The sequence below is a fragment of the Gemmatimonadota bacterium genome (assembly GCA_009835325.1).
Classification (GTDB): domain Bacteria; phylum JAAXHH01; class JAAXHH01; order JAAXHH01; family JAAXHH01; genus JAAXHH01.
This window is the reverse complement of record VXWP01000042.1, coordinates 1-15354: the sequence shown is the minus strand read 5'-3', so window position 1 is coordinate 15354 and position 15354 is coordinate 1. Positions and strand designations below refer to the sequence as shown.

General features: G+C 63.3%; 13 protein-coding genes, 1 tRNA gene and 1 pseudogene. 4 read left to right on the top strand and 11 right to left on the bottom strand.

All coding sequences use genetic code 11. The features are described from left to right. Nucleotides 1–143 precede the first annotated feature (143 nt). The 11 genes and pseudogenes from F4Z81_05250 to F4Z81_05200 all read right to left on the bottom strand — a co-directional run bounded on the left by F4Z81_05250 (nt 144) and on the right by F4Z81_05200 (nt 11481). Nucleotides 144–422 (bottom strand): antitoxin, encoded by a 279-nt coding sequence (locus tag F4Z81_05250; protein MXW04458.1) that lies wholly within the window; start codon nt 420–422, stop codon nt 144–146. Between the two features lie 58 nt (nt 423–480). Then, nucleotides 481–1257 (bottom strand): phytanoyl-CoA dioxygenase family protein, encoded by a 777-nt coding sequence (locus F4Z81_05245; protein MXW04457.1) that lies wholly within the window; start codon nt 1255–1257, stop codon nt 481–483. 50 nt (nt 1258–1307) lie between these two features. Continuing rightward, nucleotides 1308–2480, bottom strand: a complete 1173-nt coding sequence (locus F4Z81_05240) for a mandelate racemase/muconate lactonizing enzyme family protein (protein ID MXW04456.1) — start codon at nt 2478–2480, stop codon at nt 1308–1310. A gap of 183 nt (nt 2481–2663) precedes the next feature. After that, nucleotides 2664–3566, bottom strand: coding sequence for a phytanoyl-CoA dioxygenase family protein (locus F4Z81_05235; GenBank protein ID MXW04455.1), 903 nt, complete (start codon nt 3564–3566; stop codon nt 2664–2666). Continuing rightward, the gene (locus F4Z81_05230; GenBank protein MXW04454.1) at nt 3563–4669 is read right to left on the bottom strand and encodes a phytanoyl-CoA dioxygenase family protein; all 1107 of its coding nucleotides are present in this window, start codon (nt 4667–4669) and stop codon (nt 3563–3565) included. The genes F4Z81_05235 and F4Z81_05230 overlap by 4 nt, the downstream gene beginning before the upstream one ends. 182 nt (nt 4670–4851) lie before the next feature. Next, nucleotides 4852–5106, bottom strand: a pseudogene (locus tag F4Z81_05225) (hypothetical protein). A gap of 262 nt (nt 5107–5368) precedes the next feature. Then, entirely contained in the window at nt 5369–6238 is an 870-nt protein-coding gene (locus F4Z81_05220) for a creatininase family protein (GenBank protein ID MXW04453.1), read from the bottom strand. Next, the gene (locus tag F4Z81_05215) at nt 6201–7256 is read right to left on the bottom strand and encodes a PLP-dependent transferase (protein ID MXW04452.1); all 1056 of its coding nucleotides are present in this window, start codon (nt 7254–7256) and stop codon (nt 6201–6203) included. The genes F4Z81_05220 and F4Z81_05215 overlap by 38 nt, the downstream gene beginning before the upstream one ends. Before the next feature lie 80 nt (nt 7257–7336). After that, nucleotides 7337–8524 (bottom strand): aminotransferase class V-fold PLP-dependent enzyme, encoded by a 1188-nt coding sequence (locus F4Z81_05210; GenBank protein ID MXW04451.1) that lies wholly within the window; start codon nt 8522–8524, stop codon nt 7337–7339. A gap of 97 nt (nt 8525–8621) precedes the next feature. Next, nucleotides 8622–9887 carry a DegT/DnrJ/EryC1/StrS family aminotransferase gene (locus tag F4Z81_05205; protein MXW04450.1) on the bottom strand — a complete coding sequence of 422 codons (1266 nt, stop codon included), beginning with the start codon at nt 9885–9887 and terminating at the stop codon, nt 8622–8624. Between the two features lie 130 nt (nt 9888–10017). After that, nucleotides 10018–11481 (bottom strand): hypothetical protein, encoded by a 1464-nt coding sequence (locus F4Z81_05200; protein ID MXW04449.1) that lies wholly within the window; start codon nt 11479–11481, stop codon nt 10018–10020. 335 nt (nt 11482–11816) lie between these two features. Between F4Z81_05200 and F4Z81_05195 the strand changes: the two genes are divergently transcribed. The 4 genes from F4Z81_05195 to F4Z81_05180 all read left to right on the top strand — a co-directional run bounded on the left by F4Z81_05195 (nt 11817) and on the right by F4Z81_05180 (nt 15187). Continuing rightward, nucleotides 11817–11889 (top strand) — tRNA-Ala (locus F4Z81_05195). Nucleotides 11890–12050: 161 nt separating this feature from the next. Beyond that, complete coding sequence (locus F4Z81_05190; protein MXW04448.1) at nt 12051–13880, top strand: LysM peptidoglycan-binding domain-containing protein; 1830 nt, start codon at nt 12051–12053, stop codon at nt 13878–13880. 115 nt (nt 13881–13995) lie between these two features. Continuing rightward, nucleotides 13996–14874 (top strand): signal peptide peptidase SppA, encoded by an 879-nt coding sequence (sppA, locus tag F4Z81_05185; protein MXW04447.1) that lies wholly within the window; start codon nt 13996–13998, stop codon nt 14872–14874. 31 nt (nt 14875–14905) lie between these two features. Continuing rightward, nucleotides 14906–15187 (top strand): integration host factor subunit beta, encoded by a 282-nt coding sequence (locus F4Z81_05180; GenBank protein ID MXW04446.1) that lies wholly within the window; start codon nt 14906–14908, stop codon nt 15185–15187. Nucleotides 15188–15354: the final 167 nt, after the last annotated feature.

Sequence of the window (15354 nt, the reverse complement as noted above, 5' to 3'; positions counted from 1 at the left end):
GTAATAACGAATAGGAAATTGGCTGGCGAATAAGGACGGCCGGACGAGAGAAAGGCCGGACATGAAAATGCCTAGTTATTCACAGGTGACGGGAATCGGTGTTTAAGCTGGTCGAGGGTAAATGCGGACACAGCCCTGTCACCCTACTTCTTCTCTGTAAGGCGTCCGGACAGGTATTTGTGGATGACGCTGGACAGCAGCGTCTGATAGGGTATCCCCTCTTCCCTGGCCCGCGCGTGTGCAAGATTGAAGTCACGCTCGGTCACCCGGAGATTCACCCGTTTGGTTTTATTGAACGTATTGCGAGCCGCCTGCCGGGCGGCCTTGATCTCCCGTTCGGCATCGGGGGCGGTGCGCAACTCGTCCCTTTCGAATCGATCAAAAACATCGCGCTCTTCTGCACTCAATTCGTCCTTCACGATTTCTGTCTCCTTCTGTAGTCCCTCGTTGCCTTCCGGCTGGGAATTATCGTCTTCAGCTTCACCCCTCCTTCACGAGATGCCTGCACAGCCGCTGGCCCCGCGCGGTCAGCCGGTCGTAATGCTCCCGCGGCAGAGACTTCTCTTCGACGGCCCGGTGCCAGGGCGCGTGGAAGCCCACGCTTGTCATGGGCCGTTTCATGTCCGATTGATTCGCCGTGCCCCCGTGCCAGCAGCGCACGTCGCGGATGACGGCCGTATTCGCCGGCGCGCAGAGATGGTTCGTGCGCATCCATTCCGGTTCCTCTTCGAGCGAAGGGATCGGCGCGCGGGACCGGTGGGTGCCGGGAATGAACCGGATGGCGCCGTTCTCCACGGTGAATTCCACCATGGTGAAGTTGATGACGATGAAAGGCGCCGGGACGTCCTGGTGGGTTACGCGCCCCAGGGGATCGTTGAAGAGGTCGGCGTTCCGGTCGGAGTGCAGGTGCTGGATCTTCGCGCCGGGCAGGGAGTAGTCGCCGCCCGCACCAGTGCAGGTGTAATCGTCGCTCCCCCAGATCGCGTCTATGATCGGCAGGATCGTGGGCAGATCGATCAGGATGCACCATTCCCAGTTGTGCACCTGGCTGCCGAAGGAGTGGCGCGCGAAGCCCCGGTTCATCTTCTCGCGTCCATGCTCGGCTTCCTGCTCCGCCATCACGCGCTCGGCGCCCGCCCGGTTAAGGGCGAATTGCTCCTCGTCCAGGGGATTCGCCACGCAGACGAAGCCGTCCCGGTGGAAAATCGAAGCGGCGCACTCGATCTCGCTCGCTTCAAGTATATCGACTTTTAACATGGTTCCGCTATTTACAGATGGTGTAGTGGTCCAGTCGGACTGAGGCCGGCCTACGCCTTGCTGATACGATAACCCGGGTGACTGGGATCGAAAAGTTCAGCCCGCAGGCGGGTACCCAGGCCCGGTCCTTCCGGTGGTCGCGCAAAACCGTGATCCACAACGATGTTGGGCTCGATGAGCAGGTCGTAGAAGGTCCTGATGTGGGCTCGGACGGACTCCTGGATGACGACGTTGGGCACGGCCGTGGCGACGTGGATACCGGCAAACAGCGTAAGCGGGCCGGTACAGTCGTGCATCGCCGCCGGGATGTTGTAGCCCTGGGCCATCTCGGCCAGCCGCCGCGTCTCGCTGATGCCGCCCACCCAGGTGGGATCGACCATGAGGTAGTCGGCGGCGTTTCTCTCCAGTACATGGCGGTAGTCCTCCCGGCTGATGTACATCTCGCTGACCGCCAGGGGCACGCCCGCCTTGTCGCGAAAGTCCCGGAGTGTGTCTACGTTGTCCAGCCGCATCACGTCCTCGAGCCACATCGGGTTAAGGTCACGCACGGCCTCGGCGATGCGAAGGGCGGCGGGAAGCTGGAAGAATCCGTGTCCGTCCAGGAGGATCTCGATCCGGTCGCCCACGCGCTTGCGCACCTCCTCCAGGGGCTTGACGCATTCCCGGACCGTGGACATGGGCAGATAGCTGCCCCCGTGGGCCCGGTAGGCACGGTCGAAGGTCCAGAACTTCATGCCCGTGTACCCTTCCGCCACCAGTTCCTCCGCCAGGTCGCCCGCGGCGTGGTGGGCGGCCCAGTTGTCCTCCAGCGGACCGGGTTTGCCGATGTCGCCGTGGCCCGGCCAGCCCTGTTCAGACGGCGCGCCCGGCGGTCGCCGTCCATAGGTCGGGCCGCCGCAGCTGTTGTAGACCCGGACGGCCTCGCGGGCCTTACCGCCCAACAGCTGCCAGACGGGAAGTCCGCTCGCCTGGCCCAGGAGGTCCCAGAGGGCCAGGTCGACGGCGCTGAGGGCCCGCATTTCGGCGCCTCGCGAGCCGAAGGCGCTGAATCGTTCGTAGAAGAATCGCCAGTGGTGTTCGATGGACAGGGGATCGCTGCTCAGCAGCCGGCGGGCCAGCCAGTCATGGATGACGGCGGCCACCGCCTGGGGGACGTAGTAGGACTCGCCGTGGCCGACAGCGCCCGCGTCGGTATGGATCCGCAGCAGGATCAGCCCGGGCATGATGTCGTCGGGGATGAGGGATTCCACGGCCGTGATCTTCAGGTCGGAACTGCGCGGGACGGAAGCGGGGTGTGGCGGGACGGCGTCCAGGCCTCCGGGGATTTCGGTCACAAACCACTCCTAGCTGCATCGGCCAGTAAAACGGCGGGACGTGCCGCTGGACGATACGATTCGTCGGGCCGTCTACACCGACCGGTTGTCCTGCGAGTAGGTGCGATTCCCATCGCCCCCCAGTTGCCACGTGCCGCGGAACAGGGACTGCCGCTTTGGAGGCATCTTGTCGATGATCTCGTGGTCGAGGTTGAGCCGGTGCCACTGCGCCCAGATCGAGTTGTAGCAGTTGAACACGGCGCAGCGCCGGTTGTCCGGATTGGTCCAGTCGTTCGCCGCATGGATCAGGCTTTCGGTGAAGACCAGCATCGACCCCGGCGGACAACTGTAATCCTCCATGGCGGCGTAGAGACTTTCCTCCCATGGAGATTCGCTGATGTTGGGACGGTACCGGTCCGGGCCGCCGTAGTTGAAATGGGCCTTGTGCGAGCCGCTCAGAAAGGATGTGCCGCCGAATCCCGCCCTGACTTCCTCGAGCTCCCAGACCACCCGGGTGAGTCCCGCGAAGATCTTGCCGCCCTGTACCTGGTAGCGCATGGCGTTCGCCTGTTGCGGTGGACGCACGACATGGGGCAGCCCGGTGCCCTTGACGGTCGATTCCCAGCCGGGTTCCCTCGCCATGAGGAAGGAGTTTTCGCAGCGGAAACCGTAGTGGTCGTCCCCCACGAAGGGCGGCTCGGTCAGGATCTCATTGAGAATGCCCACCACGGCCGGGTGATCGAGCAGGTTGGCCAATTTGCCCTGGAAACCCCTTTTAAAACCGCTGTTCTTGTCCTTGTCGTCCGGTTCAACCGCGGCGTACACCTCGGCCTTCATCTCCTCGATCTCGGTCTCCGACAGCACGGAAGGCACGAGGATCCAGCCCTTCAGGTCGAAGAAGAACTTCTGCTCTTCGGTCATGGGGGTGGGTGTCGATGTGAAACCCGTGCCGTTAGTCGGTTCGGCTGTGGCCGTCATGGTCCCTCCAATGGTCATTGCCTGCGCTCATCAACAGCCCGCACCTCATCAGACCAATCCCGCCAGATATCCATGTTTGTATGGTCCGTCATGAGCGAGTCCGGCAGGGATTCCGGCGTTTTTAAGAAGCCGTAGATGGTCGCCTGGCGGATGACGTCGGTCGACGTATTCTGTCCGGCGATGTGCAGGATTTTGGTGTGCCACAGGACCGCCGTGCCCGCGGGGCCGTGGCAATCGACGGGTTGGGTATCGCGCTTGATGCGCTGAATTACCGGATCGTTGTAGCCGGGCTTGCGTCCCGCCAGGTGTTCGTCCATATGCTTTGCGCCTCCGAGAAAGGCCCGCCACTGCTCGCGCCAGATCCGGCTGTGGCTGCCCGGCCATACCGTGAAGCCACCGGAGCCGGGAGGCAGGTCATCGATGTAAGCCGCAACTTGAAACCGGACGCGTCCGTAACAAGCGCCGTCCGTATGGGCGCCGCGGTAATCCGGCCCGGGAGACGGGCTGCCCGGCAGGGTGCAGTACAGGCCGCGCGTCCCTTGCCCGGTGGACCACACCGGACCCGTCCTGGGCAGGCGCAGCGCTGCTTCCGTGGTAAAGGATCCCTTCTCATGCCCCTGTCCGGTCTCTTCGACACCATGCGTGGCCAGACCGGCAACCGCGTCGTCGGACATGAAGCACGGCCCCGTCGTCATGCCGGACTCATCCGCTCCGGCGGGCCATACAACCGTGCCCTGGCCCAGCAGTTGCTCTGCGACCCGCCAAAGGGCCCTCGGGGCCAGGTCGAGCATGTATGGCTCAGTGCCGTTGCGAACATAGAAGCGGTGGCCTTCGGTGAAGAAATAGGGGTCGCCTCCGATCTCGGGCCGCCTTGCGTTAAGATGGCCGCTTACTTCATCGTCGAACGGTGTCCAGGTGGAGGGTTCGCCTCGTTTCATGGCGGGAAGGTGTGCCTCAACCGCGGCCCACAGCGACTCCCTGGCCTTGTGGCACAATTCGGAGTCGAGCACACCTGGCAGCACGAGGAAACCGTCTCGCTTGAATTGGGCTATCTGGTCCGTGTTCAGGGGCGGGACTTGCTTTACGCCCGGATTGATCGGGGTTGGTTGGATGTTATTCATAGCCTTACATCATCCTTCTGCGCTCATCCTTCCGCGCCGTGTACTCTGTCTCAGCCACCGTCGTGTTCGCCACCCTCTTCACCGCCTACGCCGTGCTCACCGCTTCTTCTGTCCTCACCGCCTTCGCCGCCGCTCCCGTGCTCTCCTCCACCTTCACCGCCTTCGCCGCCGTGCTCGCCCTCTCCGACCTCGGCATGAGGCGTCCATCCGGTGAACGGTTCTACTGTCGCGCCCAACGAGACGTCAACCGACTCACCCGGCGCAAGGTCGACCGGCGTCGTGGGACCGAGTTCCGTGCCGTTCGAGAGGTGCACTTCGACCCTGACCCTGTTCAGCGCGCCTTCCGTGGTGTTCTGCACCGTTCCCACGAACGCATTGCTTTCCGCATCATAACGCAGGATGAGTCGGGCGCCCTTACGAACGAAATCATAGGTCTCGTCCAGGGCGAGGGTAACGCCCGACTCTTCCCCGTCGTCCGACTCGGACTCCGAGTTTTCGGTCTCGGCGTGTTCCATTCCGGATTCTCCAGTGACGCTCTGGTCTTCGCCGTCGCCCTGGTCGCTTGCGCATCCGCTCAGCGTAACGAGGCTGATCGATGCAGCAAGCCCGACCACCGCGACCCACGCGACCAGCGTGAAGGAAACTGAGCGAGACCCGTCGGTCGTACATTTCATACGCTTCATTCTCTCCGATCGTGACTTATCCCTGATCATCTGTTCTCTCCTCGATCACATGATCCCGCAGCATGGACACGGCGCCGTCCGGCCGGAACGTGCGGGGCTCCAGGTCGATCTCCTCTCCTGCGATCATCTTACGGAGCAGCTCGGCCACGCCGTCCACCGCCACGGGCGCCAGGGCCTCGCCCTTCTCCTTGGTCCCGTATTTCGCGGAACTCTCCATTTCCATGTCGTCTTCATGCACGCGGTGGGGGAACAGGGCCATGGCCATAGAGGTCTCGTATTCGTCGGCATGGCCCGGCAGCCGATCCTGTTCCATATACCGGTAGACGACTTCGGCCGGGTAGGTGTCCCAGTATGAATTGAAACGCACGTTGACACCGAGCCGTTCCCTGAACGCGTCGATCCGGTTCATCATGGGGACTACATTGCCGCCGTGTCCGTTCAGGATGAGGATATTGGTGACGCCGCCCCGCTTGAGGGCGTCGCACACGTCGTAAACGTACTCTGTGAAAATCTCCGCGCGAACGGTTAGCGTGCCCCTGTGCTCCATCCAGTGCTCCGATACCCCGATGGCGATAGGCGACGCGACCACGACGCGGGGATAGAGCTTCAGCGCCGCGTTTTCCGCCATGTAGGCGACGCTGGCCGTGTCGTGGATCATCTCCAGGTGTTCGAGGTGCTGCTCCGTCGCCGCCGTGGGCACGATGGCCGCCTGGATGATGCCGCCATCGATCCCTTCCCTGAACTCCTTGCGCGTCAGGTCTCCGATAAAAACACGCTTTCTCGACATGATGCGACTCCTGTACTCTGTGTTGGATGCGGTGTGCGATTGACCGGGTATCGGGTTCTCATCACTCCAGTGCCTGCTCGAGATCCCGGATGATGTCATCGGTATCTTCGAGTCCCACGGACATCCTGACGCGCTGGCCCTCGCGGTCTCCGGTGACCAGCGAACCCACGTCGCCCAGGCTCACCCAGGGCCGGCACAGGCGTACTCGGTCGAGGAACCGATCGACGGCCCTCTCGGCGAGCTCAAAGCTCACCATGCCCCCGTATCCTGTCCACTGCGACCGCGCTACCTCGTGCCCGGGCGTCGAGGGAAGGCCCGGATACCAGGTCCGCCTTATCCGGGGATGCGACTCGAGGAAGTCCGCGACAGCCCGGGCATTCTCCACATGGCGGTCCATGCGGATTGACAGCGTCTTGATCCCCCTGAGCAGGAGGAAGGCGTTTAGCGGGCTGAGTATGCCGCCGTAGGTATTCCGCGTGCGCACGATCTCTTCGCCGAGATCGGGATCACGGGTCGTGATGATCCCGGCCAGGGCGTCCCCGTGACCGCAGAGGTATTTCGTGGCGCTGTGCAGCACGACGTCGGCTCCGTGGTCCATCGGCCGGAACAGATGGGGAGAAAGGAACGTGTTGTCGATCACGACCTTCGCGCCGGCCGCGTGGGCCTTGCGGATGACCGTGGGCGTGTCGATGATGTCCAGGGTGGGATTGGCGAGCGGCTCGAAGTAGACGACGTCGGCGGGTTTTTCAAGGGCCGTGTCGAGTTGCTTCGGAACACGCATGTCGATGATCTCAACGTCGAACCCGAGTCGTGGCAGTTCTTCGGCCATGAAGCGCCGCGTCCAGCTATAGGTCGTCTGGTGGCAGACGATCCTGGAGCCCGCGCTGATGAGGGTCATCACGGCCTGGGTGACCGACGCCATGCCGCAGGCGGTCGCGATGCTCCGTCCTCCGCCTTCCAGGGTGCACATCTTCTCCTCGAAAGCCGTGAACGTGGGATTGCTTCCCCTGAGGTAGGCGCCGTCCACTGTGGCCGCCTGGTAGATCGGCGTTGCCGACGTGTGCTCCGCCTCGCCCGCGTGGATGGAGCGTGTGATGAATCCCTGCTCTTCGCTCATGGCTCTGTCCTTTCCCCCCGGGCCGGTCCCGGCCGCCTACAACCGCCGTCGATTGCCCGGATCATGCGTACCGCAACATTCTACAGTCGCCGCTCGATGGCCCGGACCATGCGTTCGATTTCCTCCCGGCTGTTGTAGAAGTGGGTGGAAATCCGGAACACGGGCACGTCGTTGATATGGAAGGCGACCGTTTCGATCTTTTCGTCGTCCCACAGTTCCTGGCGGATCTTCTGGAGATCGGCGCCCTCGATGGTGAAGGTCGTAATGAACCCGGACATTTCTGGGTCCCGCGGCGTCAGGAAGCGCACACCGCGAATGCGGCCGAGGCGTTCCCGCATGTAGTCTACCAGACCGCGGCAGTAGGTCCGGATGTGGTCCCAGCCGATCTCCTGCTGGAAATCCAGTGCCGTGCCCAGACCGATGAAAGGCGTCTGGTCCCGGGTACCCATCATGTCGAACCTGCTGGCGTTAGGGTTTGGATGGGCGCTGGAACCCAGGATGAGCGGCTCCACCCGGTCGTGGGCATCGTCCGACACGAAGAGCATGCCCGTGCCCTTGGGGGACAGCGTCCACTTGTGGAGACTGGACGCGTAGAAGTGGGGATTCCATGCGTCCAGGTGCAGCGGCACCATGCTCACGGCATGCGCGCCGTCCACGACCACCCAGACGCCGCGGTCCCGTCCGATTTCCGTCAGTTCCTTCACGGGGGTAACCAGCCCGGTGGACCAGTACACGTGGCCGAAGACCATGGCCGCCGTTTTTTCGTTCAGTCCGCTCGTAAATACATCGATAATCTGCTGCTTATCGGTGATTTCCATGGGGAGATGCACCCTGCGAACGGTCAAGCCGTGCCGCTCGGCCACGTAATCGAAGCAGGCGTTGACCGCTCCGTATTCCTGGTCCGTCATCAGGATTTCGCCGCCCACCTTCCAGGTCACCCCCTGGGCGAAGACGCTGAGCGCCATGGTGGTGTTCTGGACCAGCGCGATACGCTCCGACCTTGTGCCCACGAAACGGGCCAGTTTCTCTCTCGACTCCTCGACGATCGACCAGTACTTCGGTTGATGCTTCAACGGATCGCTGTCAAAGGCCCGGATGGCTTCGGTCACGCGGTCCACCACCGGTTTGGGCGACGGTCCGACGGATCCGCCCTGTAGAAAGGCGATATCGGGTTCCAGGTAGAACTGGTCGCGGCGTATGCCCTTCCAGAACGCGTCGTCCGGAGGGGGGAGCGTATCGGACTGGACCGGGGTTGTCACTTCGCTCATGCAGGTTCTCCCGTGGCGGTTGCTGGTACATTGGCGACTTGCAGGACGGCCCGCGGGACTTTGCGGAACGCCCGGTTCAACTTACAGGACGGGCCGCTTACAGGACGGCCCGCGCGACCTTGCGGAACGCCCGGATCACGTCGTCCACGTCTTCGTCGGTCAACTGGGCGGGCAGCGGCAGGATGCGCGCCCGGTCCAGCAGATCGTCGCTGCGCGGCAGCATGCCGGCACGGTATTCCATCGGGCTTTCGGCGTTGAATGGGCAGGTCCATGGGCATCCGGCGGTCGTCACCGACGCCTTGTTCAACAGGTTGGACATGTATCGGTACTGGTGAATGCCCCCGTGGGGCTCGCCGGCCGGGATGCCTTCCGCGCGTATCGCCGCGGTGAACCTGGCCGCCGCTTCCGCCGAGTCGTGGATCCAGGAGAAATAGGCGCCACTGTCGCCCTCGGGATCCACAATTCGGCGAAGCCGGATGCCCGGCGTCTTGCCGAGTGTCTCCCGCAGCCTGACCTGGTGGCGTTGCATGCCCTCAAGGATAGAAGGCAGTTTTTCCAACTGTACCAGGCCGACCGCACCGCGGAGTTCGTCCATGCGGACGCCCATGCCAAAGGTCTCGAACGCCGAATCTTCCCCGGTAGACACGCCTTCGAGGTCCCGCTCGAATCCCGTGTCGTGGAAGCACACCGCCCGGCGGTAGACTTCGGCGTCGTCCGTCGTGATCATCCCGCCCTCACCGGTGGTGAAGTTCTTGTTGTACTGCAGGCTGGTCGCACCCGCCGTGCCCATGGATCCCACGGGCCGCCCTCCAATGCGCGCGCCCGCGGCCTGGGAGCAGTCCTCGAGCACGGGGATCCCGTGCCGGTTCGCCACCTCCAGGATGGCGGGCATGTCGGCGGCCGTTCCGGCCATATGCACGGCGATGATGACCCGCGTGCGGGGCGTGATGCGACGTTCGATGTCGCCGGGGTCGAGGTTCAGCGTTTCGTCGATGTCGGCGAGGACCGGCACGGCGCGCAGATGCACGACCGCGTTGACGTCGGCGATCCACATGAAGGCCGGCATGATGACTTCCGTGCCCGGACCCGCGTCGAGGGCGGCCAGGGCCACGGAAAGCGCCGTGCTCCCGCTGTGAGTGGCGAGGGCGAAACGCGTGCCGACGTAGCGGGCATAGGCCGCTTCGAACCCGTCGACCTTGCCCAGGGATTCGATGCCGTAGTATCGGAAGGGCGAACGGGCTTCGATGACTTCGATGGCGGCCTGTTTTTCCTCTTCCCCGTAAACCGCTCCACCGGGTATAAGCGGAGGCCAGTTTTCCGTGCGGACCGGAGTTCCGCCGTCGATTGCCAGGGATTCCGCCATGGTCGTCCTGATTCAACGATCGAGCTTACATCGTAGTATGCGGAATGGTTGGAATGAGATGCAGGACTATAACACGGCACGCCGCCCGGTTCAAGTACATTTTGCCGTCAATCGAGGCTGGTCCCGCAGGTCACCCGTCCCTGCTCGTCAACCGGCCCGCCACGTCCAGCAGCCGATCCTTCCAGGCGACACGGCCAAGCCAGTCGTCGGGGATGCCGCCAAGACCGTACAGCGCTCCGGCGAGCTGTCCCGTCACCGCGGCGACCGTGTCGGCGTCGTCGGCCAGGTTGGCCGCGAGCAGCACGGCGCCCCGGAAATCGGAGGTGCGTGCCACCGACCAGAGGGCGGCTTCCATCGTGCTGGCGACGTAACCGCTCGAGCTGATCTCTTCCCGGCGTTTTCCCCGCCAGCTTCCGGCCAGGATCCGGGAGATCTCCGGCGACCCGTCGAAAGGCCTCGGCGCGAGAAGGTCGGCTTTCGACCTGCCCGATATGGCATCCGCCAGCAGCGCCGCGAAGCCCCGGCAGGCATCTACCGCGGTTTCGGCCCCGTGCGTCGTCCGGGACTGTTCCGCCGCCGTAGCGTCGAGCAGTGCGCGGTCGTCCCAGTAGCGCAGCGCGACGGGAGAGAGCCGCATCAGCGAGCCGTTTCCCGCGGAGTGTGGGTCGGTGGAACCGGCAAGTGGATCGCCGGTACGCTCATACCGGGTGAGGGCCGCGCGGGTGGTATTCCCAATGTCGAAGCAATGGCCGGTACAGGAGTATTCCCCCTTTCTCATCCAGCGGACGAACCGGTCCATCAGGTCCCGGCAGTCGAGTGCCCCGCAGTCGGCGAGGCTTTCGGCCAGGGCCAGCGCCATCGTGGTGTCGTCGGTCCACTCGCCCGCGGCCAGACTGAAGGGACCGCCGCCCACCATGTCTTCCACACGCTGCGCGTCGCGGGATTTGAACTCGAGCGTCGTGCCGACCGCGTCCCCTACCGCGAGACCCAGGAAGGCGCCGATCGCGCGGTCCCGGATGCTTTCCGCGGTCGTGGAGGGCAGTTCCGGGTCCATCGCCTCGCACTGTTGCACATGCCGCTCCTGGTCGCGCGTTTCCAGGGCGTTGGGCGAACGTGCCTCACGAACGCGGTTAATCGCTTCGTCCGGATGTTCGCCGAACTCCACGAGCAACCGTGCGGCCACGGTTCCCGCGCGCCCCAGGCCGCCTTTGCAATGGACGAGTACGTCGAAACCGAGCCGCAGCCGGTCCCGGATGGCCGCTCCCGCATGCACCCACGCCTTTTCGAATTCCGGTCCGGGCGGCTGCCCGTCCGGAATCGGCAGGTGCCACCACTCCATGTGCCGGTCCGCGACCGCCCGGGAGAGGTCCTGAACCTCCAGGTCCCTGATTTCCGCCTCGGTAATCAGGCTGACGACTGCTGTCGCGCCCCAACTGCTGATCCGATCGAGATCCGGATTAAGGTCGCGTTCCCAGTTCCCCGCAAGGCCCCAGGGGTACTTCTTGCCGGGGCACAGGGTGACGCCGATGCGGCCGTAGCCGTCCATCGGACGTACAGGGTCGACGCGGATGGGGTGGGTCCGGCTTGTTTTTATCACATTGGACATGCACCGCTTTCCTTTCGGCAGTCATCGTGAAGGCGACCGTTTTCCAGTCGCACTGTCGCCCGGTCGCCCGATGTCCCGACGTCCCGACGTCCCGACGATAACCCGGCGTACCTTCGACCGCAAGAAATATCCGTGTTTCTTGAGCTGTTTGCAAACGTATTCACCCACGGCAGCGGCTAAGCGTCGTGGTGGTACCCGCGCCCTGCACACGTCACCCACGGCCCGATGGCACCTGCACCCCATGCGGCACCCACGCCCCGGCACCATCCGCGCAACGTTTCCCTTGACAGCGGCATTCACCGTTCCTATTTTGTGCGGCGTCAGGGGCTGTAGCTCAGCTGGGAGAGCGCATGAATGGCATTCATGAGGTCAGCGGTTCGATCCCGCTCAGCTCCACTACCTGCTGGTGGCGACCTCATCCTTAAGTGGCGGTCCCTGGTGGCTTGACTGAGGTTCCGGCCGGTTTGGTCAGCTTGGCCAGTTCGGTCAGCTTGGCCAGCGCATCGATTTGTAGTGATCCATCAAACACAGTCGGTTCTTCGTATACAGCGCGCACTATGCTCAGCACCATCTGCACAGTTAATCGCAGTATACCGACCAGCCGTTTACGTACTCTGGGCCGGCTGACGTTCTGCCTGTTTTCACTGCTCGCGTCTCCCGCATTGCTTCAGGCGGGCCCCCTTGACGCCAACGTTTCGCCGACCGACGCTTCTTCACTTTCAGCGTCGGTTTTTCTTTATGTACCGTTCCATTACCCGGATACGAGCGCGGCTTCGGCTACCGCCGCGGCGACTGAAGGCAATCAGGGGATCACCGCGGAAACGGAGGCGGGGGATGAGGGCCTTGCATCCGGTTCCGCCGTCCCGGACGCGGTTTCTGTAGCGGACACCTACCTCGAAGAACAGTCCGGCACCGCCGGTTTTTCCCTGCTCGCCCCTTACCTGGATGAATTCGACCGCGTCGAGGCCCCCGAACCTCCGTGGCCGGATTTCGGCCGTTTCGACGTTCCCATCAGCTACAACGACCGGGTGAAAAAGGCGATCCACGTCCTGCGGGGCGACGCTTCCGGCGTTTTTGCCGGATGGCTGGGCCGGACCAACCGCTACCGGGCCATGATCCAGTCGATACTCTCCAGGGTAGGACTGCCCGGCGACCTCGTCTACGTCGCCATGGTCGAAAGCGGTTTCGATCCCCGGGCGCGCTCCCGGGAAGGCGGAGCGGGCCTGTGGCAACTTTCTCCGGTGGACGCGGAACATTACGGACTGACCCGGAACGATGAGATCGACGAGCGTTACGATCCGGAGAAGTCCACACGCGCGGCGGCGGCGAGGTTCAAGGACCTCTACCTGCGGTTGGGCAGTTGGGACCTCGTCCTGGCGGCCCATCATGCCGGGTCCGAACCCGTGCAGCGGGCGGGGAGCCTGAGTCTCTGGAACATGAGGCTGCCCGGCCGGTCGATCCCCTTCGTCGCCTTCGTCATGGCATCGGCCATTATCTCCAAGTCGCCCGAAGTATATGGATTCGAACCCCTGGGCGGCCTGCCGGTGATCCACGAATCCGTACCGGTGCAGCGCGCCATGGTACTGGAGGAGGTGGCCGAGGGCATGAAGGTCCAGGTCGAGAAGCTGCGTGAACTGAATCCGGAATTGCGGCGCTGGAAAGCCGTGCCGGGGTTCGATCTCAACGTGCCGCTGGGTACCAAGCGTGCCTACGCCGCGTGGGCCGGTATCGAACCGCCCGGCCCCGATCCTTCCGAGATGACGTTTTACCGTGTCCGGCGTGGAGACACCCTCGGGCGGATTTCCCGCCGGTTCGGCGTGCGCACGGGGGATATCATCACCGAGAACAACATACGCCGACCGAACCGGTTGCGGATCGGCCAGGTGCTCGCCATACCGCTTTTCGGCTCATCGATCCGTTCGTCGAATCAATCCATTGCCAATCGGAGGCCCCGGGACGTGCCGCCACCCGATCCCGCGACCCATCAGGCCATCTCCTACCGGATCCGGCGCGGTGATACGCTGGCGCGCATCAGCAGGAGATACGGCGTCTCCATGGCCAACCTGCAGGACTGGAACAAGCTGAACAATCCGGGAGACATCATCGCGGGCCGCAGCCTGACCATCTACGTCCCACGTCCGAGCAGCAACGCGAGCGACGGTTCGACGCCGACCGGAACGCCCGGGACGGGAGGATCGAACCGCGGCGAGGGCGGAGCGGTGGCATCCGGTGCCATCATCTACACCGTAAAACCGGGCGACACTCTCTGGGATATCGCACGGGCCCACAATGTGACCGTGAGCGCACTGCGCAGGACGAACGGATTGGGCAGGCGCACCGCCATACATCCCGGAGACCGGCTCCGCATCGACCCTTCCGACTCTTAAAAGTCATTGACATTCTTATACTAACGTGATATTTTGGTCACGGTTATTCAGGTCCGGAGACGGTACCGGTATCGAACCCGAATTCAAACGTGACGCGGGATAGCGGAGCGTTGCCATGGCGCGAAAATCTGACTGGATTATCGGTGGCCTGCTCGGTGGCGGGGTACTGGTTATCGTGATCGTCATGCTGCTGCTTATTGCCGGTCCCATGCTGAGCAGCGACAGTTCTCTTTCCGGCATGGGCGGCGGCCGGGTCGCGCTGGTCGAAGTCCGGGGTGCGATCACCCGGGGCGATGACACGGTCAGGCAGATCGTCAAGCACCGCGAGGACGATTCCGTACGGGCCATCGTGGTGCGTATAGACAGTCCGGGCGGTGCCGTAGCCCCGACGCAGGAGATCTTCGACGAGCTGCGCAAGACCCGGGAAGCGGGCAAGATCATCGTGGCTTCCATGGGCAGCGTGGCGGCGTCGGGCGGTTACTACATCGCCTGCGCGGCCGATTCCATCGTGGCCAACCCCGGCACCATCACCGGAAGCATCGGCGTGATTACCGTCGCACCGAGCGCGGAGGATCTGCTCGAAAAGATCGGCATCGACTGGCAGGTCGTCAAAAGTGGTCGGCACAAGGACATAGGTTCACCGAGCCGCAGTATGACCGACGAGGAAATGGGGATCGTCCAGTCCGTCGTCGACGATGTATACGACCAGTTTGTCGGCGCGGTAGCCAGTTACCGACCGCTTTCCCTCGAAGAGGTGGTCGAGCGGGCGGACGGACGGATCTACACCGGAAACCAGGCGCTGCCCCTGGGTCTCGTGGACCGACTGGGGACCTACCAGGACGCGATCGCCCTGGCCGGCAGGATGGCCGGCCTTTCGGAAAAGCCCAACGTAGTCCGTCAGCGGCCGAAGACGTTTTTCGAGATGCTGATGGATAACATGGAGATGATGACCGGTCTGTATTCACCCGGCGTCGTCGAATACCGGTATCGATAATGCGGCAACATCTACGATCAAGGAGATTGGTATGACTAAGGCCGATATCGTGGCTCGCATCGCACAATCCACCGGGATGACCAAGGTGGACACCGCGGAAGTGCTGAACGCGTTGCTGGATTCGATTTCATCCGCGCTGGGAAGGGGCGAGAAGATCGAACTGCGTGGATTCGGCATTTTCAAGGTGAAGGAAAGGAAGGCGCGCGTCGCCCGCAATCCGAAAACCGGAACGGGGATCCGGATTCCACCCTGCGTGGTGCCGGTTTTCAAACCGTCAGATCATCTGAAAAACCGAGTACAGAAAGAAAACTAACCCAAGGGAGACAGACGTGCCGAGTGGTAAGAAGCGCAAGCGGTCGAAGATCGCTACCCATAAGCGCAAGAAACGTTTGCGGGCCGACAGGCATAAGAAGAAGTAAGATCGGCGGTCAACCGGCGGCCAGACGGTTGCCTTCGAGCCTTTGAAAGCAGCGGGTGTCC